A 24,679-nucleotide genomic window follows, 5' to 3' on the forward strand; every position below is an offset into this window, starting at 1 on the left:
AACATCGCGGGCATGCCTGCCAGCACCTCCGCCGCGGCCGTGGAGTCGCACGTCCGCGCCTTCTTCGCCGGCCACCCCGTCCGCTCCACCACCCCCGTCCCTGGCTCCGGACTCCGGATCCTCACCGCCGGACCGGGGCCGCGCGGCGCGGGGTGGTCGTACGTGACGGCCGGGTGCGGGGCGGTGGAGTTCGTGCTGTGCGGGACGGCGGACGACCCGCGGTTCGCCGAACTCCTCGGCGCGGTGGCGGGCTACCACGCCACCCACCGCCTGGACGTCGAGCACAGTTTGCCGATCGGCGAACCGTGGCTGCCCGGCTCCGCCTGCGACCACCTGCTGGTCAGCCTGCCCTACCTGCACGGCCCGGAGCTGGAACACTGCCCGCTGCCGGACGGCGGGCACGCCCGCGTCCTGTGGCTGCTCCCCATCACGGCCGCCGAAGCGGCGTTCCGGCGCACGCACGGCCACGAGGCGCTGGAGCGGCTCTTCGACGAACCCGGGATCGACCCGCTGGACCCGCGCCGCCCGTCGGTGGTGTGAGCCGACTGCCCTGCGGTGAAGGCGAGTTGACGCAAAGTCGGATGAAGGCGCGGCGGCGCGGATCGCGGCGGCGAGCAGGCGGGGGCCGGTGACGTGGGCGGTGCGGCCCTGGCCGGGGAGGGCGGTGGCGGGGGCGGCGAGGGTGTGCCGGAGGTGCCGGGGGCTGGTGGCGCCCTCCAGCAGGGTGGTGGGCAGCGCGAGGCGGCGGTAGCGGTCGGTGCCGGGGCCGAGGGCGTCGAGGTCGACTGGGCGGGGGCGGAGGCCCGGCTGGGGACGCGGCTGCCGCACGGCTACCGGCTGCTGGTGGAGCGCTTCGGGGCAGGGTCGTTCGAGGACCTCGCGCTGCTGGTGCCGGAGGCGCCGGACCCGCTGCTGGACCTGGAGCGGAACGCGGCGCAACTGGCCGTACCGGCGGCCGGGTGGCCCGGCCGGCCAGTACCTGTTCCGGCTGTTCACCGGCCGCCGCCCGAGCGCGTACGCCGGGGGGCCGCCGCCGGTCCGCTTCCGACCCGCGCAGGCCGCGCCGGGGGAGGACGAGGAGGGATTCGAGGGCTGGAGTCCCGACCCGCACTGGTGAGTCGGCGTCCCGTCAGGCGCCCGCGTCCGCGTCCGTGGAGGCGCGGACGACGAGTTGCGGGGCGAAGCGTTCGACGTTCTCGGCGCGGTCGGCGGCCGGGCCCTGGAGCAGGGTGAGGGCGCGTTCGGCCATGTCGGTGAGCGGGTGGCGGATGGAGGTGATCGGGGGGTCGAGGAGTTCGAGCAGCTCGGTGTCGTCGAAGCCGGTGACCGCGATCTCGCCGGGGACGGAGACCGCCGAGCGCTGCAGGGTGCTCACCAGGCCGACGGCGAGGACGTCCGCGCCGCAGACGACGGCGTCGACCTCGGCGCGGCGTTCGGCGATCCGGCGGCCGGCGGTGCGGCCGGCGTCGGTGGTGAAGCTGGGCAGCAGGACGGTGGCGGCGTCGGCGCCGCGGGCGGCGGTGAACGCGGCGAGTCGTTCGGCGCCGGAGGAGGAGCCCTGGTCGGCGGCGACCAGGGCGATCCGGCGGCGGCCGAGGCCGTCCAGGTGGTCGAGGAGCAGGCCCATCGCGGCGGCGTTGTCGAGCGTGACGGCGACGGTGCCGGAGCCGTGCGCCCAGCGGTCGAACAGCACCACGGGGGCGCGTCCGGCGGCGGCCCGGACCGCGGCTCCGGAGGCGGCGGCGGAGACCGGGACGACCAGCAGCCCGTCCACCCGTCCGCCGAGCAGGGTCTCGATCTGCTCGGCCTCGATGGCGGGCGAGTTCGCCGCGTCGGAGACGACCAGCTGTCCGCCGGCCGCCCGGACCTGCTGGGCGATGGCGTCGGCGAGCTGGACGAAGTAGGGGTTGGCGAGCGAGGGGACGACCACGCCGACGGTGCCGGTGGTGCCGGTGCGCAGCGCCCGCGCGGAGTGGTTGGTGCGGTAGCCGAGCCGCTGGGCGGCCTCCTCGACGCGCCGGGCGAGGTCGGGGTCGACGTTGCGCGGGGTGCCGGCCAGGACGCGCGAGGCGGTGGCCCGGGAGACGCCGGCGGCGGCGGCCACGTCGAGGAGTCGGGGCGCTGTCACGTGGGGTCCTCCCCGGTCGGAGCGGTTGCGGGCGCGGTCTGGGCGGCGGTCTCGGAAACGGTGCGCGGGCTGCGCGGCGCGTTCCCGGTCTCGGAGCAGTGACGGCCGGGCCTCGTTCCGGCGGTCGGCGCCCTGGCGGGTCTGAGCTGGCGCAATGCGCAGCACGAGGGTACTTGACGCTTCGTGAGTGCTGGTCCAGAGTGTGGGAGATCGATCTCCCAAGGCTCTCGAGGAGTGCCGGATGCCGTCCATCACCGTCGTCGGTTCGGTCAACCGCGACCTCGTCCTGACCGTCGAGGACCTGCCGCGGCCCGGCGAGACCGTGCTCGCCCGGGGCTTCGTCGAGGGCGTCGGCGGCAAGGGCGCCAACCAGGCCGTCGCCGCCGCCCGGCTGGGCTCGCGGGTGCGCCTGGTGGCCCGGGTCGGGGCGGACGCCGCGCCGATCCGGCGGGTGCTGGCCGCCGAGGGCATCGACCTCGACGCGGTGCTGACCGCGCCGGACGCCGGTACCGGGATCGCCTCGGTGGTGGTCGACCGGGCGGGCGAGAACACCATCGTGGTCAACCCCGGCGCCAACGCCGTCCTCTCGGTCGAGGACCTGCCGCAGTGGCTGGCCCGCACGCCCGGCGAGGTGGTGCTGGTCCAGCACGAGGTGGCCGCCGAGGTGGTGGCGGCCGCGGTGCTGCGGGCCCGGGAGCAGGGCGGCACGGTCGTCCTCAACCCGGCCCCGGCCCGTCCGCTCGCCGCCGAGGTGCTGGCCGCCGTCGACGTCCTGGTGCCCAACCTGGGCGAGCTGGCCGCGCTGCTCGGCACCGAGCCGGTCTCCGGCCCGGCCGCCGCGGGCGAACTGCTGGAGCGCGCCGAACTGCCGTGCGGGGCCGTGGTGGTCACGCTCGGCGCGGACGGGGCGCTGATCAAGCAGCCGGGCCGCCCGGGCGTCCACCTGCCCGCCCCGGTGGTGGACGCCGTCGACACCGTCGGCGCCGGCGACACCTTCTGCGGCGCCCTCGCCGACGCGCTCGCCCGCGGCGCCGACCTGCCCGCGGCCGCGGCCCGCGCCGTCCGGGCGGCCGCGCTGGCCGTCACCGGGCTCGGCGCCCAGTCCTCGATGCCGTACGCGGCGCAGCTCGACCCCGCCCCCTGACCGACCAGCCCGTCCCCCGCACCACCCGTCCCCCGCCCCACACACCGCCGGTTCCCCCCGCACCGCCGGTTCCCCCGCACCACCCGCTCCCCCGCACCGCCTGTTCAACGGAGAACACCCATGCGCAGCCTCAAGCTCGGCCTGTTCGAGAACGCCCAGACCAACGCCAGCGGCACCGCCACCTGGCGGCACCCCGACAGCCGCCGCCACCTGTTCGACACGCTCGGCTACTGGCAGGAGGTGGCCCGGCTGTGCGAGGACGCCAAGCTGGACTTCCTGTTCCTGGCCGACGCCTGGGGCTGGTCGGAGATCGACGGGGTGCGCCCGCCGATCGCCACCGAGGAGACCCTCGACCTGCCGCGGCTGGACCCGTTCGTGATCGCCTCCGCGCTGCTGGCCTCCACCACCGACCTGGGCCTGGTGGTGACCGGCTCGGTGCTGGTCGAGCCGCCGTACGCGTTCGCCCGCCGCCTGGCCACCCTGGACCAGCTCTCCGGCGGCCGCCTGGGCTGGAACGTGGTCACCACCGGCACCGCCGACACCGCGGTGAAGGCGTTCGGGATGGACATGGTCGCGCACGACGACCGGTACGCGATGGCCGAGGACTTCCTCGACCTGGTCTACAAGTACTGGGAGGGCGCCTGGGAGCAGGACGCGCTGGAGAAGGACAAGGCCGGCCGGTTCGCCGACCCGGCGAAGGTGCACCAGGTCGCGCACGAGGGCCCGTACTTCCGCTCGCACGGCTACGGCAACACCGCCCGCTCCCCGCAGGGCACCCCGGTGCTGTTCCAGGCCGGCGCGTCCCCGGCGGGCCGCCGGGTCGGCGGGCGGCACGGCGAGTGCATGTTCGTCGGCAGCGGCAGCGTCGAGCAGCTGGCCGGCCACACCGGGGCGATCCGCGCGGAGGCCGTGAACGCCGGGCGGAAGGCCGACGAGGTCAAGGTGATGTCGGCGTTCTCCTGCGTGGTCGGCGCGACCACCTCGGACGCCGAGCGCCGCTGGCAGCGGGTCCTGGACGCGCAGCGCCCGGAGGTCACCGTCGCCTCGTACGCGATGTTCACCGGCCTGGACCTGTCCTCGTACGCGCCGGACACCCCGATGACCGAGCTGTCCACCGAGATGTCGCAGACCCAGGTCGCCCGGTTCGCCGGGAAGACGGTCGGCGACGTGCTGGCCGACTGGCACACCCACGGCGTGGGCGCCCGTCCGGTGGTCGGCACCGCCGAGGAGATCGCCGACGAGATCTGCGCCCTGGCGGAGGGCGCCGACCTGGACGGCTTCCTGCTCTCGCCGACCGTGCAGCCCGCCTCCACGGTCGAGTTCGTCGAGTCGGTGCTGCCGATCCTGCGCGAGCGCGGCGTGTTCCGCGGCGAGTACGCGGACGGCGAGTCGCTGCGCGAGCGGCTGACCGGCTCGGGCGACCGGGCGCTGCCCGCCAGCCACCCGGCCGCGCGGCACCGGCACTGACCCGCCCCACCCGTACCCACTTCCGGCACCACGAGAGGACGGCACCGGCCATGGCCACTCCCGTTCACCACCCCTCAGCACTGGACGCGGGCGCGCTGCGGCGGGCGTTCGGCGCCTACCCCACCGGCGTGGTCGCGATCGGCGCGCTGCGCGACGGCGAGCCGGTCGGGTTCGCGGCCAGCTCCTTCGTGTCGATCTCGCTGGAGCCGCCGATGGTCGCGGTCAGCGTGGCCCGCACCTCCACCACCTGGCCCCGGCTGGCCGAGGCCCCGGTGCTCGGCCTGAGCGTGCTCAGCCACGGGCAGGGCGCGCTGTGCCGCCGGCTCGCCTCCCGGGCGGGCGACCGGTTCGACGGCACGCCCTGGCAGGCCACCACCGACGGCGCGGTGCTGATCCACGACGCGGCGCTGTGGCTGACCGCCCGGGTCGGCCCGGTGTACGACGGCGGGGACCACGAGATCGTCCTGCTGGAACTGCGCTCCGCGGAGCTGTTCCCGGGCGTGGAGCCGCTGGTCTTCCACACCAGCCAGTTCCGCGAGCTCAGCCCGCATGCCTGAGTTCCCGCCAACTCCCCTGGTCGGCACGGTCGTCCACGGCGCCGGCCGGGGGAAGGGACTCGGCTTCCCCACCGCCAACCTCTCCCCCGTACCCGGCACGGCCGTCCCGCCACCCGCGATCTACAGCGGCTGGCTGGCCCGCCCGGCGACCGGGGGCGTGCACCGGGCGACCGTCAGCATCGGGACCAATCCGACGTTCGGCGACTGCGCCGAGGTGCACGTCGAGGTGCACTGCCACGACACCTCGGACGACCTGTACGGCGAACGGGTCGAGCTGTGGTTCGTCGCCCGGCTGCGCGACACCGAGAAGTTCGCCGGCGTCGACGAACTGCTGGCCGCCGCCCGGGAGGACGTCCGCCGCTCGGACGCCCTGCTGGCCGCCGCGCCCCGGCCCGGCGTCCCCAGCACCCCCACCCCCTGAGCCCGGTCGGCCCCGTCTCTCCCCCGCTTCCCGGCGGGGCCGACCGTCCCCCACCCCCCCCTTCCGGCACGCACCCCCGCCCCCACCGCCCGTCGCTGCGCCCGATGCCCGCGTGCCCGGCCGGCCTCCCCTCCCCCTGCGGGGGTCGACCCTCTTCCCCCACCACCTCGCTCCGTACGAACAAAGGTGTGAGTCATGAGCGCGTTCCACTGGTTGAACGAGCAGTTCAGCTTCTTCGGCCTCCCCGTCTACTGGTCCGACTTCCTGGGCAACGTCCTGGCGCTCGCCACCGTCTGGCTGGCCCTGCGCCGCTCGCTGGTGGCCTGGCCGGTGCAGATCCTCGGCTCGGTCTTCCTGCTGGTCGCCAGCCTGAACGTGGACCTCGGCGGCAACGCCGCCCGGCAGGTCGTGATCATCGTCTCGGCGTCCTGGGGCTGGGCGACCTGGAAGCGCAACCGCGAGCAGGAGGGCACCATCAACGTCCGCTGGGCGAACTGGAGCGAGCGCGCGGTGCTGATCGCCGCGATGGTGTTCGGCACGATCGCGTTCGCCGCGGTGCTGCGGTGGCAGGACGCCTCGTTCTACCCGGGCGCGCCGATGTGGATGGTGAGCGCGGACGCCTGGATCTTCGTCGGCTCGATCCTCGCGATGTACAGCCAGGCCCGCCGCTACATCGAGTTCTGGTTCGTCTGGCTGGCGGTCGACCTGGTCGGCGTGCCGCTGGCGGTGCACTCGGAGCTGTACTTCTCCGGCATCGTGTACTCGATCTTCTTCGTCATGGTGGTGCTCGGCATCCGGGACTGGGCCTCGCGCAGCAAGCCGCAGGAGATCGCCTCGCCGCTGGAGCCGGCCGTCCTGGTCGAGAGCCGCGAGGAGACCACCCGCTGAACGCCCGCCGGTGCGGGCCGCCCTCCCCCGGGGCGGCCCGCACCGGCGCGTCCGGGCGGAGGGCGGAGGGCCGGCGACCGGCTCGCCCGCGGTCTGCGACGATCACACCCGTGAACGGCTCGCTCCGCACCGTCCGCCACCGCGCCCCGCTCACCCTCGGGCGCGGACGGCTGCTGGTCGGCACCGCCGACGGCCGGGTCCTCGACTGCGCCACCTGACCTGCGACCCGACCCCGCGACCCGCCTTCGCAACCTGCCTCCGCGAAAGGACCGCTCCCTTGTCCGCCTCCGACCTCGTCGCCCCGCCCGGCGCCCGCGCGGGCTGTTCGCCGCGCGCACCGACCGCCAGGTGCTCGCCCTCCGCTGGCTGGACCGGCACCGGCTGCAACTGCACCTCGCCCCGCCCGACGACGACGGGGACGAGGCCGCGCACACCGCGGCCCACACCGCCGTGCTGCACCGCGCCGACTGGACCGACGTCCGGTCCGGTTCCTTCACCGAGCGCCACCTGCGCGGCCCGCGCGGCCCGTTCCCCCGGGCCGACGGCAGTGCCGCCGCCCGCGCGCTGACCGCCCGGCTGCTCACCCCGCCCGTGCACCGGCACGACCGCTGAGCCGTCGCCCCGGTCGCGGGCCCGCTACTGCTCCGGCGGCAGCAGGCGCAGCAGGTCCGCGACCGGGAGGGACGGGTTCGCGGCGGCGTGGGGGGCGGTCTCGGGGTCGGCGAGCAGCTCGCGGATCCGGTCGAGCGGCAGGGCCGGGTGCGCGGCGGCGTCCTTGCGGGCCCGCCGGTCGCGCAGGCAGGCGGTGAGGGCGGGGCCGTCGGCGGCGGGGTGGCGGGCGAGGGCACGCAGGGTGGCCACGTTGTGCTCGCCGCTGACGAGGGCGCGCAGCAGGGCGGTGGGGGTGTCGGGGTTGGCGGCGATGCCGGGGCCGACGAGGCGGCCGTGGCGCCGGTGCAGGGCGGTCAACTGCCGCTCTTCCAGGCCGGGGTGGGCGGCGACGGCATTGACGACCCTGGCGTCCGGGTCTTCGGCGAGGCGGTCGCGGACGTGCGGGGGCAGGTCGTGCCGCAGGGCGAGCAGGCGGCGCAGTTCGGGGGTGGCGCAGGCCGCGAGCCGTTCGGTCTCGGCGGGGTCGGCGGCGGCGATCCGGGGCGGCAGCGTCGTACCGAACTTGAGGGCGACGCCCTCCCAGGCCCGGTCGAGGACGTCCAGCGGCACGGCGGGGTTGCAGACGACGGCCCGGCGCACCATCTCGCTGGGGACGGTGGCGAGTTGGCGGATCAGCCGCTCGCCGATCGCCGGGTTCTCGGCGAGCGGGGCGAGCACCATCGGCAGCGGGTCGGTGGCGAGTCGCCGGTACGCGTCCGGGCCGAGGTCGGTGCGTTCGGCGAGTCGGGCGCGCAGGAACGCGGAGGCGTCGTGCAGGTGGCGCAGGGCGTCGGCGGCGGGCGCGGCGGGGTGGGCGAGGGCGGCCTGCACGATGCTGTGCCGGGCGTACTGGTGGCTGCCGTCGCAGGCGGCCCCGCCGGGCAGGCGGCAGTCCGGGTCGGGGCAGTCCGGCGGGTGCGTCCAGGGGACGGGGTGGCGGCGGCAGACGTCGCAGCCCGGCAGTGGTGGACGGTCGGCGAGCAGGTCGGCGAGGATGCCGGGCGGCGCGGCCGGGTTCCGTGCGACGGCCTCGCGGACGTGCTCCGAGGGGTGCGCGGCGAGGGCGGCGAGGACGTCCGGGGCGGGCTGCGCCTCGGCGAGTTCGATCAGCACGTGCGCGTCGGCCTCGGCGAGCAGCCGCCGGGCGACCCCGGTGGGCAGCCGCGCGCTGGACGCCAACTCCGGCCACAGCTCCCGCTGTTCGGCCAGCAGTTCGGCCCATCCGGCGGGTGCCCGCCCGACCCGCAGCAGCGCCAGCGCGGCGAACGGCCGCCGCCGGGGGTCGACCCCGTCCGGCGTCACCCGGCCGGTCTCCACCAGGTGCCCGGCCGCCGCGATCCCGCGTTCCGCCAGCACCTCGACCTGCCGGTCGGTCAGGTCGGTCCGCTGGACCAGTTCCAGCGAGAGGTCCGGTTCCGTCAGCCGGACCAGCCGCTCGACCGCCTCCGCGGGCAGCGCGGGGTTCCCGGCCAGCCCTTCCCACACCCGATGCATCCGGGCATCCTCTCCCGCCCGCCCCGCCCCGCGCCCGGAATTTCCGGTGGCCCTCGTCCGACCGCCGCTCGATGCCCCCGCCGGTGCCCGGTGTCCGGCGCCCGGTGCTCGGTGTCCGGCATGCTGGGCGGATGCCGAAGCGCCGGAAGCCCGCCAAGCTGCCCGCCGAACCGTTGGAGGCCGACCGCGGCTCGTACGTCCTGCCGCCCGTGGCCGCCCGCGGGTTCGCCGATGTCGACGGCCGCCGCTGGCGGCTCGCCCGCGGCCCGCTGGATCCGCGCCGGGCCAAGCGGCTGGCCGTCGAGGCGGACGTGATGTCGATGGGCGTCCACTACGACGAGTCGGCCGACCGGTGGATCCCCCGCTTCCTGCCGGAGGCCGAGCGTCCGGGCGCCTGGCTCGAAGCCCGGGCGGGGTACGCCGTCGACGGCCTGCCGTCCTACCTGGCGTACGAGTTCACGGCGGAGGACGGCCGGGTGCTGCTCTTCGTCGAGACGTTCTGCTGAGCCCGCTCACGCGTCCTCCTTCCCGCTCCTGCCGCCGAACAGCCCCTGCTGGCGGGCGATCTCCCGGATGAACACCACCCCGTCCAGCTGCCCGAGTTCCTCCGGGTCCAGCCCGAAGTAGGTGTGGTCGGCCGGCACCCGCGCCTTCACCCGGCCCGGTTCCCTTACCGCCGCGGCGAGTTGCTTCGGGTCGAGGACGCTGCGCGGGGACGGGAGGGTGGCGAGGAGTCCTTCGAGGGTGTCGGGGGCGGGGTGGTCGTCGGGGGCGCGGTGGCCGAAGGTGGTGGCGAGGAAGGCGTAGCCGTCGCCGAGGCGGGAGGCGAGGAGGGATCCGGCGCTCCACCACTGGAGCAGGTGGGCGCCGAGCGGGATGCGGGCGGCCTCGCGCTGGAGGTGCCGGTTGTGGGCGAAGAGCAGGGTCGGGCCGCGGCGGGCCTCGCGGTGCAGGATCGCCTCGACGTTGTCGGCCATCATCAGATCCCGTTGCCGCATCAGGGAGTTGAGCCGGTCGGGCCCGCCCCCGGCGGTCGCCGCGTGGTAGCGGAGCAGCCCGGTGGCGGTGCGGGCGTCGAGTTCGGCCTGCCAGAGCGCGTCCTCCTCCTCGTGGAACTGCGGCCGGTGCGCGGCCAGCAGGAGGCCCAACCCGTCGGCGAGCAGCCGCAGTCGGACGGCGTCCTCGGTGCGGCCGATCGAGCGGGTGGGGTCGAGGGCGGCGGCGGGTTCGGTCCAGCGGTCGTCCGGCCCGTGCAGGCGGAGCAACTCGCTTCGTTCGGGGAGCAGTTCGGCGGGGAGCCGGTCGGCCAGGAAGGCGTGCAGCCGGAGCAGCGCGGGGCCGGGCGCGGCGGCCCCGGTGTACTCCAGCGGGCCGTCCGCCCCGTAGAAGCCGACCTGCTCGCCCGGCGCCGCGCCTGCGTTGAACTCCCTGATCCAGCGCACGAGTTCGCGGTTCCCGGCGTACTCCCCGAAGCCGTGGCCGAACCCCTCCCGGAGCACGGCGTCCAGCTCGCCGTCCGCGCCGCGCACGTACGCGTCGACGGTGCGGGCGGCCAGGCAGTCGCTCTCGACCGCGATCGAGCGGTAGCCGTGCGCGGTGACCAGGTGGCGGAAGAGCTCGTTGCGGAGGTCGAGGAACTCCTCGGCGCCGTGGGTGGGTTCGCCGAGGGCCAGCAGCCGGGTGCCGGCGGGGACGAGGGCGGCGAGGGCGGCGGCGGAGAAGGGACGGGCGGCGTCCCCGAGCGAGGCTGCGGTCATGGCTTCCAACGTATCGTTGAAGTCTCGGTGTAGGCTTTTCTGCTCTCAGCCCGGGATTCGAGCAGAAAACCTTCAAACCCATGCCACTGCGTCCGATCGACCTGGCCCGCCCGCACGGCCTGTCCGCCCAGGCGGTGCGCAACTACGAGGAGGCGGGCATCCTGCCGCCCGCCGCCCGTTCCGCGCACGGGTACCGGCACTACGGCGAGCGCCACGCGGCCGCGCTGCGCGCCTTCCTCGCGCTGCTCCCGGGGCACGGCCACCCGGCCGCCGCCGCGATCCTGCGCGCCGTCAACGCGGGCGACCTGCCGGAGGCGCTGCGCCTGGTCGACGAGGGCCACGCCCTGCTCGCGGAGGACCGCCGCACCCTGGAGGCGGTCCGCACCGCGCTCGACCACCTGCCCGCCGGGACGGCCGCGGAACCGGCCGCCGGAACCCACATCGGTCCGCTCGCCCACCGCCTGGGCCTGCGCCCGGCCACCCTCCGCACCTGGGAGCGCGCGGGCCTGGTCACCCCGCCCCGGGACACCCGCACCGGGTACCGGGTGTACCCGCCCGCCCAGGTCCGCGAACTGTTGCTCGCCGAACAACTCCGGCGCGGCGGACACGGGTTGGCCCGCACCGCCGAAATCCTGGACCGCCTGCGCACGGCCGGCTCGCCGGAGGCCCTCCGCCCGACCCTGACCGCCTGGCAGGACCGCCTGACCACCCGCGGCCGCGCCCTGCTCGCCGGCTCGGCCGCCCTGCACGCCTACCTGGACCACCCGGCCTGACCGCGGAGCCGACCGGGCGCTCCGGAAGGGCGCGGGCCGGTCCGATCCGCCCGGGCCGGCGGTGGGGATCCGCCGGACCGATGCCGCCGACCGGTGAACTCCCTCAGGCGGCGCCCCGGTTGGTGACCACGCCGTTGGACATGGTGAGCGGCACCGCAGCGGTGGCGAAGGCGTCCGGGTCGGCGGTGAGCGGGTCGAGGGCGAAGGCGGTGAGGTCGGCGCGCAGCCCGGGGGCGATCCGTCCGGTGTGCTCGGACTCGCCCGCGGCGCGGGCCGCGTGGGTGGTGTAGCCCTCCAGGGCCATCAGCGCGGTGAGGGCCTGGCCGGGGTTGACGGGTGCGGTGTCGGTGCCGGCGTGGCGGCGCAGCCGGGCGTAGGCGAGGACGCCGCGCGGGTCGTGGTGGGCGATCGGCCAGTCGGAGCCGAGGGCGAGGGTGGCGCCGGTGTCGCGCAGGGTGCGGCAGATCCAGGCGCGTTCGGCGCGTTCGATGCCGAGGCGGGTGGACCAGGCGTCGGTGTGGTCGGCCCGGGTGTACGCGGAGTGGGTGGGCTGCATGGACGCGGGGACGCCCAACTCGGCGAAGCGGCGGGCCTGTTCGTCGCCGAGCGTCTCGATGTGCTCGATCCGGTGCCGGCCGCGGCCCCGGCCGGGCAGCGCGGCGACGGTGTCCAGGACGTGCCGGACGCCCGCGTCGCCGATCGCGTGGGTGGCGGTGCGCACCCCGTACGCGTCCAACTGGCGTACCACGTCGGTGTATTCGGCGGGGTCGAGCCAGAGCGCGGCGGTGCCCTCGCCGTGGCAGTCGGGGCGTTCCAGCCAGGCGGAGCCGCCCTCGACGGTGCCGTCGACGAACAGCTTGACGCCGCCGACCAGCCAGTTGCGCCCGGACTCGCCCTGGAGGGAGGCGAGTTCGCGCAGGCCCTCGGCGCCGGTGCCGGGCATGCACCAGGGGGCGATGCGCAGGCGCAGCGGCAGGTGGCGGGTGTCCTCGATGGCGCGGACGAGGTCCAGGATGTCGCCGCCGGCGTCCATCACGTGCGCCCCGGCGAGGCCGCCGGCGGCCATCCGCCGCAGCAGGTCGTCCAGCGCGTCCCGGCGCCGGGCCAGCGGGAGGCTGGGCATGACGGCGGTGACCAGGTCCATCGCGGCGTGCTCGATCAGGTGGCCGGTGGGGGTGCCGTCGGGGTCGCAGACCACGGTGGCGCGCTGGGCGAAGGTGCGCGGGCCGGTGACGCCTGCGGCGCGCAGGGCGGGGCCGGTGGCGAGCGCGGAGTGGCCGTCGTAGAGCCGGACGAAGGCGGGGGTGTCGGGGCCGAGCACGTCCTCGATCACCGAGCGGTGGACGGGGTGGTCGCCGAACGCGTTGTGGTCGAGGTTCCAGGCGAGCACCCAGCCGTCGAGCCGTGCGGCCCCGGCGAGGGCGGCGCGCAGGCCGTCGAGGTCCCGGACGGCGGACAGGTCGGCGCCGGTGGAGAGTTCGAGGCCGAGCGCGGGGTGACTGTGGCCGTCGACCAGCCCGGGCACCAGGGTGGCGTCGCCGAGGTCGATCAGTTCGGTGCCGGGGCCGCGCCAGTCGCGGGCGTCGGCGGCGCTGCCGACGGCGGTGATCAGCCCGTCCGTGACGGCGACGGCGGTGACGGCGGTGGCGCCGGGGGTGGCGTCGTCGAGGGTGCGGACGGTGCGGGCGAGGACGATGGTGTCGGGCGACACGGTGAACTCCTGGTGGTACGGGGGTGGTTCGGAGGCCGGAGCGGCCCGGTGGGGCCGAGTGTGGATCAGACCGCGCCGACCGCCGGGGACCCGGCCTCCGACGGCGCGCCCCCGCCCGGCCCGCCCGACGCGCCCAACGCGCCCGGCTCGGCAGGCTCGGCGCCGAACGCGGCGTACACCCCGGGCCGACGGGCCCGGGTGCGCAGCGCGTACAGCACGCCGACGGCGAAGACGGCGGGGACGATCAGGACCAGGACGCGGTTGACGGTCGCGGAGGCGCCGGTCAGCAGGTCGATGTGGTCGACCACCAGCCAGAGCGCGCCGGTGAGCAGCACGGCGGCGACGGCGGGCGCCACGACGGTGCGCAGCACCCCCTCGCCGTGGCTGCGGCGGCGGAACCAGCAGGGCACGGCGACGGCGGCGAGCAGTTGCAGCGCGACCAGGGCGAGCATGCCGGGGGTGTTCACCCACAGCAGCAGCTGGGTGTACGGGTCGGCCCCGGCGGCGGCGAACACCGCCACCACGGCCAGGGCGAGCAGGCTCTGGGCGAGCCCGGAGACGTACGGGGAGCGGTGCCGGGGGTGGATGCGGCCGAGCGCGCGGGGCAGCAGGCCCTCCTCGGCGAGGGCGAGTCCGTAGCGGCTGGTGGCGTTGTGGAAGGCGAGCAGCGAGGCCAGGATGCTGGTGACGATCAGGACGTGCATCAGGTCGGCGGCCCAGCCGCCGACGTACCGGTCGATGGCGGTGAAGAACAGCCCGCCCGGGTCCTGGGCGGCGGCCGCGACGACCTCGGTGTCGCCGTACGCCTGGATGACCGTCCACACCACGAAGGCGTAGAACAGGCCGAGGAAGGCGACGGCCAGGTAGGTGGCGCGCGGGACGGTGCGGTCGGGGTCGCGGGCCTCGCGGCGGTAGATGACGGTGGACTCGAAGCCGGTGAACGCGGCGAAGGCCATCGCCAGGACGCCGGGCATGCCGCCGGTGAGGACGTTGCCGGGGGCGAAGGAGTGCAGGCTCAGGCCGTGCGCGCCGCCCTTGAGCAGCACGGCGGCGGCGAGCAGCACCAGGATGCCGGTCTCGGCGAGCAGCAGGACGCCGAGCAGCTTGGCGCCGAAGTCGATGGAACGGAAGCCGCCGTACCAGATCACCGCCAGGCCGATCAGGGCGGGCGGCAGCCAGGGGATCCGGTGGCCGGTGAGCGCCTGGACGGTGTCGCTGGTGGCGGAGCCGAGCAGGCCGAAGACGCCGATGTTCATGCCGAGGTAGCCGAGCAGGGCGAGCAGCGCGGCGCCGAACCCGGCGGGGCGGCCGAGGCCCTGGGTGATGTACGCGTAGAAGCCGCCGGCGTTGCGGACGTGGCGGCTCATGGTGGTGAAGCCGACCGCGAAGACGGCCAGCGTGATGCCGGCGGCGAGGTAGCCGGCGGGGGCGCCGATGCCGCCGATCAGCAGGGCGAGCGGGGCGACGCCGGCCATCACGGTGAGCGGGGCGGCGGCGGAGACCACGAAGAAGGCGATGTCGGCGGTGCCGAGGCTGCCGCGGCGCAGCGTGGGGGCGCCGCCCGCGGCGGGGTGGGGGGTTCCGGTCATGGGGGTGCCCTTCTGGCGGCCGGGTGGGGAGTCCGGCTGGTGGTCCCGACTGCGGACGACCATAAACCTAAAGGTTGATGGTTTTGGCACCCTAGCCCGGCGCACTACCCTCTGGGAAGACCCGAGATCCGAGGTCACGGCGGCATCCGCACAGCACGCGACGGGGACGGCAGCGATGGGACGGCCCAGCAAGGCCCTGCTCGACCGCGAGCGGATCGGCGCCACGGCGCTCGCCCTGGTCGACGAGGTCGGCGACTTCAGCGTCCCGCAGATCGCCCGCCGGCTCGGCGTGCAGACCGCCTCCGTCTACCACCACGTGGACGGGCGGGCCGGGATCGTCGAACTGCTGCGCGTCCAGGTCTCCGCCGCGATCGACCTCGACACGCTCGACCTGCGCCCCTGGGACGCCGCCCTGGAGGCCTGGGCCCGCTCCTACCGGGCCGCGTTCGCCGCCCACCCGCGCACCGTCCTGCTGCTGACCACCAGTCAGGTGGTCGCCCCCGAGGTGCTCGACCAGTACGAGCGGGCCGTCGCCCTGCTGCTCGACAGCGGCTTCCCGCCGCCCGCCGTGATGCCGCTGCTGACCGCCGTGGAGAACGTGGTGCTGGGCTCCGTGCTCGACCTCGCCGCCCCCGAGACGGTCTGGGACCCGAACGCCGACACCCCCCGCCTCGCCGAGGCGCTGCGCGCCGCCGGGCCGGGGCGCAGCGAGGCAGCGTTCGACCTCGCGCTCACCGCCCTGCTGACCCGGGCGCGCACCCTGCTGCCCTGACCACCCGTCAGCCAAACCTATAGGGAACCCACAAACCAGACGGGTGCGACTCAGTCACGCCCGGCAGCCTTCCACGCCCGTTTCCCTTGGCAGAGTGGGGCCCATCGGATCAACCGGCCGAACGTCGGAGAGCCCGATCATTGTGCTGCCTTCACAACGGGAGTATCGCCCATGCGCACCGCCCACGACACCGTCGTCATCACCGGCCTCGGGGCCACCACCCCGCTCGGCGGAACCGCGCCCGACACCTGGCGGGCCCTGTGCGAAGGGCACAACGGCATCCGTCCGCTCGACCGCCCCTGGGCCGCCGACCTGCCGATCCGGATCGCCGGGCAGCTCGCCGTCGAGCCCTCCGAGGTCCTCGACCGGATCGAGGCCCGCCGCCTCGACCGCAGCGAGCAGCTCGCCCTGATCGCCGCCCGCGAGGCGTGGGCCGACGCCGGACGCCCGGGCGTCGACGGCGAGCGGCTCGCCGTGGTCGTCGGCACCGGCACCGGCGGCGCGGTCACCATGCTCGACCAGGACGACGTGCTGGAGCGCTCCGGCGTCCGCAAGGTCTCCCCGCACACCGTCCCGATGCTGATGGCCAACGGGCCCGCCGCCTGGGTCTCCATCGACCTCGGCGCCCGGGCCGGTGCCCACACCCCCGTCAGCGCGTGCGCCTCCGGCGCCGAGGCCGTCGCGCTCGGCCTCGACCTGATCCGCCTCGGCCGGGCCGACGTCGTCCTCGCCGGCGGCACCGAGGCCTGCCTGCACCCCCTCCCGCTGGCCGGCTTCGCCCAGGCCCGCGCCCACTCCCTGCGCAACGACGACCCCGCCGGCGCCTCCCGCCCCTTCGACACCGGACGCGACGGCTTCGTCATCGCCGAGGGCGCCGCGATGCTCGTCCTCGAACGCGCCTCACTGCGCCCGCACGCCCGCCGCTACGCCACCCTGGCCGGCGCCGCCGTCACCTCGGACGCCCACCACATCACCGCCGGCCACCCGGACGGCCAGACCCGCGCCGTCCGGCGCGCCCTCGCCGACGCCGGCCTGGCCCCCGGGGCGATCGGCCTGGTCCACGCCCACGCCACCTCCACCCCGCTGGGCGACCGGACCGAGGCCGAGACGCTCACCCGCGTCTTCGGCGCCCACCGCCCCGCCGTCACCGCCACCAAGTCGATGACCGGCCACCTCTTCGGCGCCGCCGGGGCGCTCTCCGCCCTCGCCACCGCCTACTCGCTGCACCACCAGCACGCCCCGGCCGTCCGCAACCTCACCGACCCCGACCCGGCCGTCCCGCTCGACCTGGTCACCGTCTCCGGCCCGCTCCCCGCCGCCGCCGCGCTCACCAACTCCTTCGGCTTCGGCGGCCACAACGCGAGCCTGGTGCTCACCCGCGCCTGACCCCCGCCGACGGGCTCACTCCGCGTTCTCCTCCGTTCCCTCCCCCGCGTTCTCCTCCGCCAGGCCGCGCAGCAGGCCCAGCAGCGCCCGCCGCACCTCCGGCGGGCCCAACACCCGCAGCGGGGTGCCCAGCCCCAGCAGGTACCGGGCGAGCCCCTCCGCGTCGGGCCCGCCGATCTCGACGACGCAGGCCGCGGGCCCGTCCGGGCGGTGGGTGCCGACACTGGCCGGGACCAGCCGCAGCGCCTGCTCCAGCGGCACCGGCAGGCGCACCGACGCGTACACCGGGTACCGGCCGGTCCCGGTGTTGTGCGCGACCAGCAGCGCCGGGTCGGGCGGATCGAACCGCGCCGCCACCGGCTGCCCGGTTGGCCGGACCTGCCCCACCCGGTCCGCCCGGAAGGTGCGCCACTCGCCCCGCGCCACGTCCAGGGCGACGAAGTACCAGCGCCGCCCGTTGTGCACCAGCCGGTACGGGTCGACCTCCCGGACGCTGTCCCGGCCCTCGCCGTCGCGGTACGACAGCCGGACCCGCCCGCCCCGCCGGCACGCCCCCGCCAGCTCCAGCAGCAGACCGGGGGCGATCTGCGGCTCGCCGGGACGGTGCGTGTGCACGAAGGCGTCGTCCATCCCGGCGAGCCGTTCGGCGACCCGGCGCGGCAGGGACTGCCGCAGCTTCAGCAGCGCCGACACCGCCGCCTGGTCACTGCCCAGCACCCCGCTGAACGCGGCCGCCCGCAGCGCCACCGCCACCGCCAGCGCCTCCTCGTCGTCCAGCACCAGCGGCAGCGCCTGCACCCCGCCGCCCAGCCGGTACCCGCCCCAGGGCCCGGGCTCCGACTCGACGCCGTAGCCGAGCTCCCGCAGCCGCGCGACGTCCCGGCGCACGGTGCGCTCGGTGACCTCCATCCGCTCCGCGAGCTCGCCGCAGGTCCACGACGGCCGCGAGGACAGCAGGGACACCAGGCGCAGCAGGCGGGCGGAGGTGGTGAGCACGCCCGGAATTCTCCCCCACGACCAGGACCGAACCCGTCCTGGTCGGCTCCTAGCATCGTGGCCATGGACAACACCACGGAATCCACGCCCGCGATCCGCTACGTCGCCGTCACCTTCGACTGCCCCGACCCGGCCGAACTGGCCCGCTTCTACGGCGAGGCGCTCGACCTGCCCGCCCTCTACTCCAGCGAGGACTTCGTCCTGCTCGGCCGCGAGGGCGCCCCCGGCCTCGCCTTCTCCCGCCTCGCCGGCCACCGTCCCCCCACCTGGCCCGACCCGGCCCACGAGAAGCGCGCCCACCTGGAACTGGGCGTCGACGACCTGGACGCCGCCACCACCCGCATGCTCAAGCTCGGCGCCACCGAACCCGCCGCCCAGCCCGCCCCCACCCGCTGGCGCGTCCTCCTCGACCCCGCCGGCCACCCGTTCTGCCTCACCACCCTGGCCTGACCCCCGCGAGCCCCGCCCCCAGTGGCCCGGGGAACGGCGGGTCCGTGCTGCTGACGGCCGGATCCCACCGACCGGTCACGCAAGAGCCGGCGAACCGGCGGGCGGCACGGGCACGGTCAGCATCTGCGATGCCACCACGCCAACTCCGGGTCTTCCGCCGGCTCGTGATGCGTTCGCCCGAGGAGTACCGCGTCCAGGCGCTCGACCTGCACCCGGAGTTCGTCGGCGGCCCTCGGCGGAAGCATGAACAGAGCCTCTTGCAGCTTGTCCCGGGCCCAACCCCCGCCGCAGCAGGGGCAGGTGAACTCAGCTTCCCACTGCCTCCACCGGCGCCTGGTGCCGTGGACGCGCACGGACCACACGCTCAGCGCCACCGCCACGATGCCCGGGGACAATCGCTCCCGTTCGAGCACGCGGACAGCGGCGTTCGCCGCTCCCGACAGACCTGGGACATCGCGATACCGCACCCAGGGCGCACCCCAGCCGCGTTCCCGCGGCCGAAGCGAAGCTGGTGTTCTACGAGGCACGGCCCCTTCGGATACAAGTCATGGACGGCATCCTCCCACAGCCCGGGAACGGCCGGACAGAACCTAGGAGCGCGCCCGGCCCCGCGCCCGCCCGCCCTCGTCCAGCCGCACGGCGAGCTCCGCCAGTTCCGCCGCCCGCAGCACCCGCCCGGTCGGCGGCAGCGGGACGTGCAGCGGCTCCAGCCAGGCGTCCGGGATCGCGTCCGCCCCGTGGACCGCGCCCGCCAGGGCTCCGGTGACGGCGGCCGTCGTGTCGGTGTCGCCGCCGAGGTCGATGACCGCCCGCAGCGCCTGCGGGAAGCCGTCGGTGGTGCGGAGCGCCCACAGGGCCGAGCCGAGGCAGGCCCACACCGCGCCGTTGCTCTCCGTCGCGTGTTCCGGCCGCCACCGCCCGTCCAGGACGCGCGCCCACCGGTCGCGGTGCTCCGCCCGCACCGCCTCCAGCGTGCGCGGCACCGCCGGCAGCGGATCGTCCCCGTCCAGGGCGACGCGGAGCAGCTCGTGGAGGATCGCGGTGCCCTCCCAGGCGGCGCCGTCGCCGTGGGTGAGCGCGGTGATCCGCCGCGCCGCGTCCATCGTCGCTCCGCGTCCCTGCGGGGCGAACCGGACCGCCCCGGTGACGGCCCGCATCAGCGCGCCGTTCCCGGCGGCCCGGCCCTCGTTCTGGAAGTGCACGGCGGCGGCGAGGTCCCAGGGCAGTCCGCTGCCGAGCACGGTCTCGGTCTGGATGCCGATGTCCTTGGGGTCGCCCGCCGCCCAGCCGCGGAACCGCTCGAACATGTCGGGCAGGTCGAGTCCGCCCGCCGCGAGCAGCGATTCGCCGAGGTGGACGGCCATCTGGGTGTCGTCGGTGGCCTCGCCGACCTCCCAGCCCCCGCCGCCGCACATCGCGGCCGCGCCGGGGAAGCGCGCACCGAACGTCCCGGCCGCCCCGAACTCGAAGGGGGCGCCGAGCGCGTCCCCCACCGCCGAGCCGAGGACCGCCCCGACCACCCGTTCCCGTCGTTCCACCGCGTCCGCCCGCCTTCCGCCACCGGGGCCGGTGGCCTCTTCGTCCTCGGATAGCCTGGTGGCACGATGAACTGTTTCACCACCGCCTGGGGCGAGTACGAACTCGCCCGGTTCCCGGAGCACCCGCGCGAGCAGTTGCGGGCCTGGGACGCCGCCGACGAGTACCTGCTGCGGCACCTGCACGAGGCGGCGGTGCCGCTGGACGGGGCGGTGACCGTCCTGGGCGACCGCTGGGGGGCGCTGTCCACCACGCTGGCGGCGCGGGGGGCCGCGCCGACCGCGGTCACCGACTCCTACCTCTCCTCCCGGGCGGTCGCCGCGAACCTGGCCCGCAACGGCCTGGAGCCGTCCGCCGTGGAGGTCCGCAGCACCCAGGACGCCCCGCCGGAGCGGATCGACGTGCTGCTGGTGCGCGTCCCGAAGAGCCTGGCGCTGCTGGAGGACCAGCTGCACCGCCTGGCCCCGGCCGTGCACGGGGGCACCGTCGTCGCGGGCACCGGCATGGTCACCGAGATCCACACCTCCACCCTGGAGCTGTTCGAGCGGATCCTCGGCCCGACCCGCACCTCGCTGGCCGTCCGCAAGGCCCGCCTGATCCACACCGCCCCGGCGCCGGACCTGGTCCGCCCGGCCGACCCGTGGCCGCTGCGCTACCGGCTCCCGGAGGGCATCGGCGTCCTGTCGGGCCGCCAGGTCACCAACCAGGCGGGCGTGTTCTGCGCGGACCGCCTCGACATCGGCACCCGGTTCTTCCTCCAGCACCTGCCCGGGCCGACCGGCGCCCCGCGCCGGATCGTCGACCTGGGCTGCGGCAACGGCGTCCTGGGCACCGCGGCCGCGCTCGCCGACCCGCACGCCGAGCTGCTCTTCGTCGATGAGTCCTTCCAGGCGGTGGCCTCCGCCGAGGAGACCTTCCGCACCAACCTCGGCCCCGGGCGCGGTGCCGAGTTCCTGGTCGGCGACGCCCTGGCCGACGTCCCGACCGCCTCCGCCGACCTGGTCCTGCTGAACCCCCCGTTCCACTCCCACCAGGCCACCACCGACACCATCGCCCACCGCATGTTCACCGGCGCCCGCCGCGTCCTGCGCCCGGGCGGCGAACTCCACGTGGTCGGCAACCGGCACCTCGGCTACCACGTGAAGCTGCGCCGCCTGTTCGGCAACTGCCGCACCGTGGCGGGCAGTCCGAAGTTCACGGTGCTGAGCGCCGTCCGCCGCTGAAGTTCCGGCCCGGGCCGCACCCCTCCCCTCGCTGGTGAGCCCTCCCCTCCCTGGTGCGCGCACCGTCCGGGCCGTGCTCTAGGGTGAGCGCCGTTTCGCTGTGGACCATCGCCGTGGACGCCTCCGCGGCCGAGCACCACCGCCCAGGGGAGGCACCGCATGGACACCGCCCAGTCCGCCTCGGGGGCTCCGGCTCCCGAGGCGCCGTCACCGACCTGTTTCCGGCACGCCGACCGGGAGTCGTACGTCCGCTGCACCCGCTGCGACCGCCACGTCTGCCCGGACTGCCGGCGCGAGGCGTCGGTCGGCTACCAGTGCGTGGAGTGCGTCAAGTCCGGCCACCAGAGCGTCCGCCGGGCCCGGACGGCGTTCGGCGGCCGGATCACCCGCCGCCCGTACGCGACGATCGTGCTGCTCGCGCTGAACGTGGCCGCGTACCTGGTGGAGCTGGTCCGGCCGGAGACGGTGGACCGGTTCGCGGTGCTCGGCTCGGGCGTCCTGCCGCCGCCCGCGGACGCCGACCCGTACACGTACGTGCCGCACCTGTCGGGCATCGCGCACGGCGAGTGGGAGCGGCTGATCACCGGCGCGTTCCTGCACCTGGGGCCGGACCAGTGGCCGATGGGCATCCTGCACATCGTGTTCAACATGTACTGGCTGTGGAACCTGGGCCGGGTGGTCGAGGACCGGCTCGGCGTGCTGCGCTTCCTCGCGCTGTACCTGCTGTCCGCGCTGGGCTCCTCCGCGATGATCTACTGGATCGACCCGCACGCGCTGGCCGTGGGCGCCTCCGGCGCGATCTTCGGCCTGGCCGGCGGGTACTGGGTGCTCAGCCGCCGCCAGGGCTACGACCCGCTGGGCGGCAACCAGATGATGGTCACCCTGGTGCTGTGGATGGTGCTCTCGGCGGGCTTCGCCTCCTGGCAGGGCCACCTGGGCGGCCTGCTCACCGGCCTGGCCGCCGGGGCCGCCCTCGGCTACGCGCCGAAGCAGCAGCGCGGACTCGTCCAGTCCATCAACCTGGTGGCCGTGCTCGCGGTGGTGGCCGTAGTGATCGCGATAGCCACCGATCAGGCCCCGTACTCCGGTTGACGATCCGTCAGGCAACTTCCCGGTACGCCGCGCCGAGCAGCGCAGCCGCCTCGCGCAGCCGCTGCTCGGCCGTCCCGGCGTAGCCGAGCGTGACGGCCGCCGGGCCGGGCGCCAGCCGCCCGGGCGCGACCGGCGCGACCCGCACCCCGTGCCGCAGCGCCGCCGCCACCAGCTCCGACTCGTCGACGCCCGGGGGCAGTTCGGCGTACAGGTGCAGTCCGGCGGCGACGCCGTGCAGCCCGGCCCGCGGGAGGTGCGTGCGCAGCGCGTCGGCCAGCGCGTCGCGGCGGGCCCGGTAGCGGGGGCGGACGGCGCGCAGGTGGCGGTCGTAGCCGCCGCCCTCCAGCAGGGCTGCGAAGGCGAGTTGGTCCACCGCGCCGGTGCCGAGGTCGGCGTACCGCTTGGCCTCCCGGAAGTCCTCGGCCAGCCAGGAGGGCAGCACCGCCCAGCCGAGCCGCAGCCCGGGCGCCAGGGTCTTGCTGAGCGAGCCCAGGTAGACCGTCCGCTCGGGCGCCAACCCCTGGACGGCGCCCAGCGGTTCGCGGTCGTAGCGGAACTCGGCGTCGTAGTCGTCCTCCACCACCAGCCCGCCGGCCCGTGCCCAGGCGGCGAGTTCACCGCGGCGGCGGGCCGACAGCGCGACGCCGGTCGGGTACTGGTGGGCGGGCGTGACCAGCACCGTGTCGGCCCCGCTCGCCGCCAACTCCCGTACCACCAGGCCCTCCTGGTCGACGGGGACGCCGACCGGGTCGACGCCGTGGGAGCGCAGCAGCTCCAGCGTGCCGGGCGACCCCGGGTCCTCCAGCGCGATCCGCCGCCGCCCGTACCCGGCCAGCACCCCGGTCAGCAGCGCCAGCCCCTGCCCGACCCCGCTGACCACCGCCACTCGTTCCGGCCGGGCCGCCACCGCCCGCACCCGGCCCAGGTACGCGGCCAACTCCCCGCGCAGCCGCGGCAGTCCGGCCGGATCGCCGTACCCCAGCTCCCGGTTGGCGGCCCCCTGCAACGCCCGCCGCACCGCCGCCGCCCAGGCCGCCCGCGGGAACGCACCCAGGTCCGGCGAGCCCGGCTTCAGGTCGTAGCGCGGCTCCGCCGCCGATGCCCGGACGCCCGCCGCGGGCTGCTCGGCGGCCACCCCCTCCGCGACCCGGGTGCCCGACCCCTGCCGCCCCACCAGGTAGCCCTCGGCGGCGAGTTGCTCGTACGCCTCGACCACCACCCCGCGCGAGACGCCCAACTGCGCGGCCAGCGCCCGGCTCGCGGGCAGCCGCTCGCCCGCCGCCAGCCGCCCGTCCCGCACCGCCGCCCGCAGCTCCCGGGTCAGCCGCCCGGCCAGCTCGCCGCCGCCCCCCCCCCGCGTGACCAGCAACTCCCGCACCCCGCCCACCTCCCGCTCGCCGAAAGCGCCCACCCGAAAGCACCCGCCCGCAGAACCGGCCCGCAGGCTCCGCCAGGGGCCCGGGGGACGGCGGGTCGCCACGTCCGAGCCGCTGCGTGCCGTGACAGCGAGCCCCCGCCAACCTACCCGCCTCGATTGGTCCTCTCCCCCACCCCCCAAGTGGCCCTGGGAACCGAACCACCCCGCTCCTAGCGTGGCAGCCATGGCCACCACCACCTCCAGCACCTCCACCACCGCCCCCGCCGGGCCGCCCGGCTCCCTGCGGGCGGGCTCCTCGCGGGCCGCCGCGGCGATGTCCCTGCTCGGCGCCTCCACCGGCGTGACCGCCGCCTTCTCCGCGTACCCGTTGGCCGGCGGCCAGGCCGTGCGCTACACCCTGGCCGCGGCGGTGCTGCTGCCGCTGGCCCGGCGCGGGCCGCGGCTGGCGCACCGGCTGACGGGGCGCGAACTCGTTCTGCTGCTGGCCCTGTCGGGCACCGGCCTGTTCGGGTTCAACCTGCTGCTGGTCGCCGCGCTGCGGCACACCGACCCGGCGGTGGTCGGCAGCGTGGTCGGCTGCACCCCGCTGCTGCTGGGCGTCGCGGGCCCGCTGCTGGCCCGCCGCCGCCCGGCCGCCCGGCTGCTCGCGGCGGCGGCCCTGGTGGTGGGCGGTGCGGCGCTCACCCAGGGCTTCGGCCACGGCGACGGGCTCGGCCTGCTGCTGGCGACCGGCACCCTGCTGTGCGAGGCGGCCTTCTCGCTGCTGGCCGTCCCGCTGCTGCCGCGGCTCGGCCCGGTCCGGGTGTCGGCGTACACCACGGTGCTGGCGGTGCCGCTGTTCGCGGTGACGGCCGCGTTCTCCCCGGCCGCGCTGCGGATGCCGACCGGCGGCGAGCTGCTGGCGCTGCTCTACCTGGGCCCGGTGCTGACCTGCGGCGCGTTCCTGCTCTGGTACTCGGCGCTGACGGTGCTCCCGCCCGACCGGGCGGGCCTGTTCGGCGGCCTGGTCCCGCTCACCGCGACGTTCTCCGGCGCACTCCTGACCGGCACCGCCCCGACCGCGCCGCAACTGCTCGGCGCGGCCCTGGTCACCGCCGCCCTCGTCTTCGGCGCCACCACTCCCTGACGCCCGGCCACCACCCCACCCCCGGCCACCACCACCCGAGCACCACCACCCCGTACCCGCACTCCGCACCCGACCGAAAACCGCCCGGCACCCGCGAAATCCTCACGCACCGTCACCCTTTCACCGATCGGCCACTCGTC

The 24,679-nt window shown here is 76.0% G+C and carries 23 protein-coding genes; 15 read left to right on the forward strand and 8 right to left on the reverse strand.

Going from position 1 to position 24,679, the window contains the following annotated elements:
• Positions 1-12 precede the first annotated feature (12 nt).
• Positions 13-540 carry a suppressor of fused domain protein gene (locus HUT16_RS06165; protein ID WP_176186204.1) on the forward strand — a complete coding sequence of 176 codons (528 nt, stop codon included), beginning with the start codon at positions 13-15 and terminating at the stop codon, positions 538-540.
• Positions 541-1,129: 589 nt separating this feature from the next.
• Here HUT16_RS06165 and HUT16_RS06170 read toward each other — a convergent pair.
• A complete protein-coding gene (locus HUT16_RS06170) occupies positions 1,130-2,128 on the reverse strand; it encodes a LacI family DNA-binding transcriptional regulator (RefSeq protein WP_176186206.1) in 999 nt (332 codons plus the stop codon).
• A gap of 241 nt (positions 2,129-2,369) precedes the next feature.
• On the opposite strand from HUT16_RS06170, the gene HUT16_RS06175 reads away from it, so the two are divergent.
• The 6 genes from HUT16_RS06175 (at position 2,370) to HUT16_RS06200 (ending at position 7,217) form a co-directional block, all read left to right on the forward strand.
• The gene (locus tag HUT16_RS06175; RefSeq protein ID WP_176186208.1) at positions 2,370-3,272 is read left to right on the forward strand and encodes a ribokinase; all 903 of its coding nucleotides are present in this window, start codon (positions 2,370-2,372) and stop codon (positions 3,270-3,272) included.
• A gap of 120 nt (positions 3,273-3,392) precedes the next feature.
• On the forward strand, positions 3,393-4,739 hold the full coding sequence (locus HUT16_RS06180; RefSeq protein WP_176186210.1) for an NtaA/DmoA family FMN-dependent monooxygenase: 1,347 nt from the start codon (positions 3,393-3,395) through the stop codon (positions 4,737-4,739).
• 50 nt (positions 4,740-4,789) lie between these two features.
• Positions 4,790-5,296, forward strand: a complete 507-nt coding sequence (locus HUT16_RS06185; RefSeq protein ID WP_176186212.1) for a flavin reductase family protein — start codon at positions 4,790-4,792, stop codon at positions 5,294-5,296.
• Positions 5,289-5,717 carry a riboflavin kinase gene (locus tag HUT16_RS06190; protein WP_176186213.1) on the forward strand — a complete coding sequence of 143 codons (429 nt, stop codon included), beginning with the start codon at positions 5,289-5,291 and terminating at the stop codon, positions 5,715-5,717. The genes HUT16_RS06185 and HUT16_RS06190 overlap by 8 nt, the downstream gene beginning before the upstream one ends.
• Positions 5,718-5,912: 195 nt before the next feature.
• Positions 5,913-6,605, forward strand: coding sequence for a nicotinamide mononucleotide transporter family protein (locus HUT16_RS06195; RefSeq protein ID WP_176186215.1), 693 nt, complete (start codon positions 5,913-5,915; stop codon positions 6,603-6,605).
• 348 nt (positions 6,606-6,953) lie between these two features.
• A complete protein-coding gene (locus HUT16_RS06200) occupies positions 6,954-7,217 on the forward strand; it encodes a hypothetical protein (RefSeq protein ID WP_176186217.1) in 264 nt (87 codons plus the stop codon).
• A 24-nt stretch (positions 7,218-7,241) separates the two neighbouring features.
• On the opposite strand, the gene HUT16_RS06205 is transcribed toward HUT16_RS06200, so the two are convergent.
• A complete protein-coding gene (locus HUT16_RS06205) occupies positions 7,242-8,750 on the reverse strand; it encodes a hypothetical protein (RefSeq protein ID WP_176186219.1) in 1,509 nt (502 codons plus the stop codon).
• Positions 8,751-8,881: 131 nt separating this feature from the next.
• Between HUT16_RS06205 and HUT16_RS06210 the strand changes: the two genes are divergently transcribed.
• Positions 8,882-9,256, forward strand: coding sequence for a hypothetical protein (locus tag HUT16_RS06210; protein WP_176186221.1), 375 nt, complete (start codon positions 8,882-8,884; stop codon positions 9,254-9,256).
• Positions 9,257-9,262: 6 nt separating this feature from the next.
• Here the strand turns inward: HUT16_RS06210 and HUT16_RS06215 are convergent, their stop codons facing one another.
• A complete protein-coding gene (locus HUT16_RS06215; RefSeq protein ID WP_176186223.1) occupies positions 9,263-10,507 on the reverse strand; it encodes an erythromycin esterase family protein in 1,245 nt (414 codons plus the stop codon).
• Positions 10,508-10,587: 80 nt separating this feature from the next.
• Between HUT16_RS06215 and HUT16_RS06220 the strand changes: the two genes are divergently transcribed.
• Entirely contained in the window at positions 10,588-11,280 is a 693-nt protein-coding gene (locus HUT16_RS06220; RefSeq protein ID WP_176186225.1) for a MerR family transcriptional regulator, read from the forward strand.
• A gap of 103 nt (positions 11,281-11,383) precedes the next feature.
• Here the strand turns inward: HUT16_RS06220 and HUT16_RS06225 are convergent, their stop codons facing one another.
• Positions 11,384-12,991, reverse strand: a complete 1,608-nt coding sequence (locus HUT16_RS06225; protein WP_176186227.1) for an amidohydrolase — start codon at positions 12,989-12,991, stop codon at positions 11,384-11,386.
• A gap of 65 nt (positions 12,992-13,056) precedes the next feature.
• Complete coding sequence (locus HUT16_RS06230; RefSeq protein WP_176186229.1) at positions 13,057-14,580, reverse strand: APC family permease; 1,524 nt, start codon at positions 14,578-14,580, stop codon at positions 13,057-13,059.
• Between the two features lie 175 nt (positions 14,581-14,755).
• On the opposite strand from HUT16_RS06230, the gene HUT16_RS06235 reads away from it, so the two are divergent.
• Both HUT16_RS06235 and HUT16_RS06240 read left to right on the forward strand, forming a co-directional pair.
• The gene (locus HUT16_RS06235; protein ID WP_176186231.1) at positions 14,756-15,352 is read left to right on the forward strand and encodes a TetR/AcrR family transcriptional regulator; all 597 of its coding nucleotides are present in this window, start codon (positions 14,756-14,758) and stop codon (positions 15,350-15,352) included.
• 171 nt (positions 15,353-15,523) lie between these two features.
• On the forward strand, positions 15,524-16,738 hold the full coding sequence (locus HUT16_RS06240; protein ID WP_176186233.1) for a beta-ketoacyl synthase: 1,215 nt from the start codon (positions 15,524-15,526) through the stop codon (positions 16,736-16,738).
• Positions 16,739-16,753: 15 nt separating this feature from the next.
• Here HUT16_RS06240 and HUT16_RS06245 read toward each other — a convergent pair whose 3' ends face one another.
• Entirely contained in the window at positions 16,754-17,734 is a 981-nt protein-coding gene (locus HUT16_RS06245; protein WP_176186235.1) for a YafY family protein, read from the reverse strand.
• A 63-nt stretch (positions 17,735-17,797) separates the two neighbouring features.
• Here HUT16_RS06245 and HUT16_RS06250 point away from each other — a divergent pair, with 63 nt between their 5' ends.
• Positions 17,798-18,184, forward strand: a complete 387-nt coding sequence (locus HUT16_RS06250; RefSeq protein WP_176186237.1) for a VOC family protein — start codon at positions 17,798-17,800, stop codon at positions 18,182-18,184.
• A gap of 590 nt (positions 18,185-18,774) precedes the next feature.
• Here HUT16_RS06250 and HUT16_RS06255 read toward each other — a convergent pair.
• Positions 18,775-19,722, reverse strand: a complete 948-nt coding sequence (locus HUT16_RS06255) for an ADP-ribosylglycohydrolase family protein (protein WP_176186239.1) — start codon at positions 19,720-19,722, stop codon at positions 18,775-18,777.
• A gap of 66 nt (positions 19,723-19,788) precedes the next feature.
• On the opposite strand from HUT16_RS06255, the gene HUT16_RS06260 reads away from it, so the two are divergent.
• Positions 19,789-20,943, forward strand: a complete 1,155-nt coding sequence (locus HUT16_RS06260; protein WP_176186241.1) for a methyltransferase — start codon at positions 19,789-19,791, stop codon at positions 20,941-20,943.
• A gap of 159 nt (positions 20,944-21,102) precedes the next feature.
• Positions 21,103-22,035 carry a rhomboid family intramembrane serine protease gene (locus tag HUT16_RS06265; protein ID WP_176186243.1) on the forward strand — a complete coding sequence of 311 codons (933 nt, stop codon included), beginning with the start codon at positions 21,103-21,105 and terminating at the stop codon, positions 22,033-22,035.
• A 7-nt stretch (positions 22,036-22,042) separates the two neighbouring features.
• Here the strand turns inward: HUT16_RS06265 and HUT16_RS06270 are convergent, their stop codons facing one another.
• Positions 22,043-23,446 (reverse strand): PLP-dependent aminotransferase family protein, encoded by a 1,404-nt coding sequence (locus tag HUT16_RS06270; protein ID WP_254897663.1) that lies wholly within the window; start codon positions 23,444-23,446, stop codon positions 22,043-22,045.
• A 190-nt stretch (positions 23,447-23,636) separates the two neighbouring features.
• Here HUT16_RS06270 and HUT16_RS06275 point away from each other — a divergent pair, with 190 nt between their 5' ends.
• Positions 23,637-24,539 carry a DMT family transporter gene (locus HUT16_RS06275; RefSeq protein WP_176186245.1) on the forward strand — a complete coding sequence of 301 codons (903 nt, stop codon included), beginning with the start codon at positions 23,637-23,639 and terminating at the stop codon, positions 24,537-24,539.
• Positions 24,540-24,679: the final 140 nt, after the last annotated feature.

This window comes from Kitasatospora sp. NA04385 (assembly GCF_013364235.1).
Taxonomy (GTDB): Bacteria; Actinomycetota; Actinomycetes; order Streptomycetales; family Streptomycetaceae; genus Kitasatospora.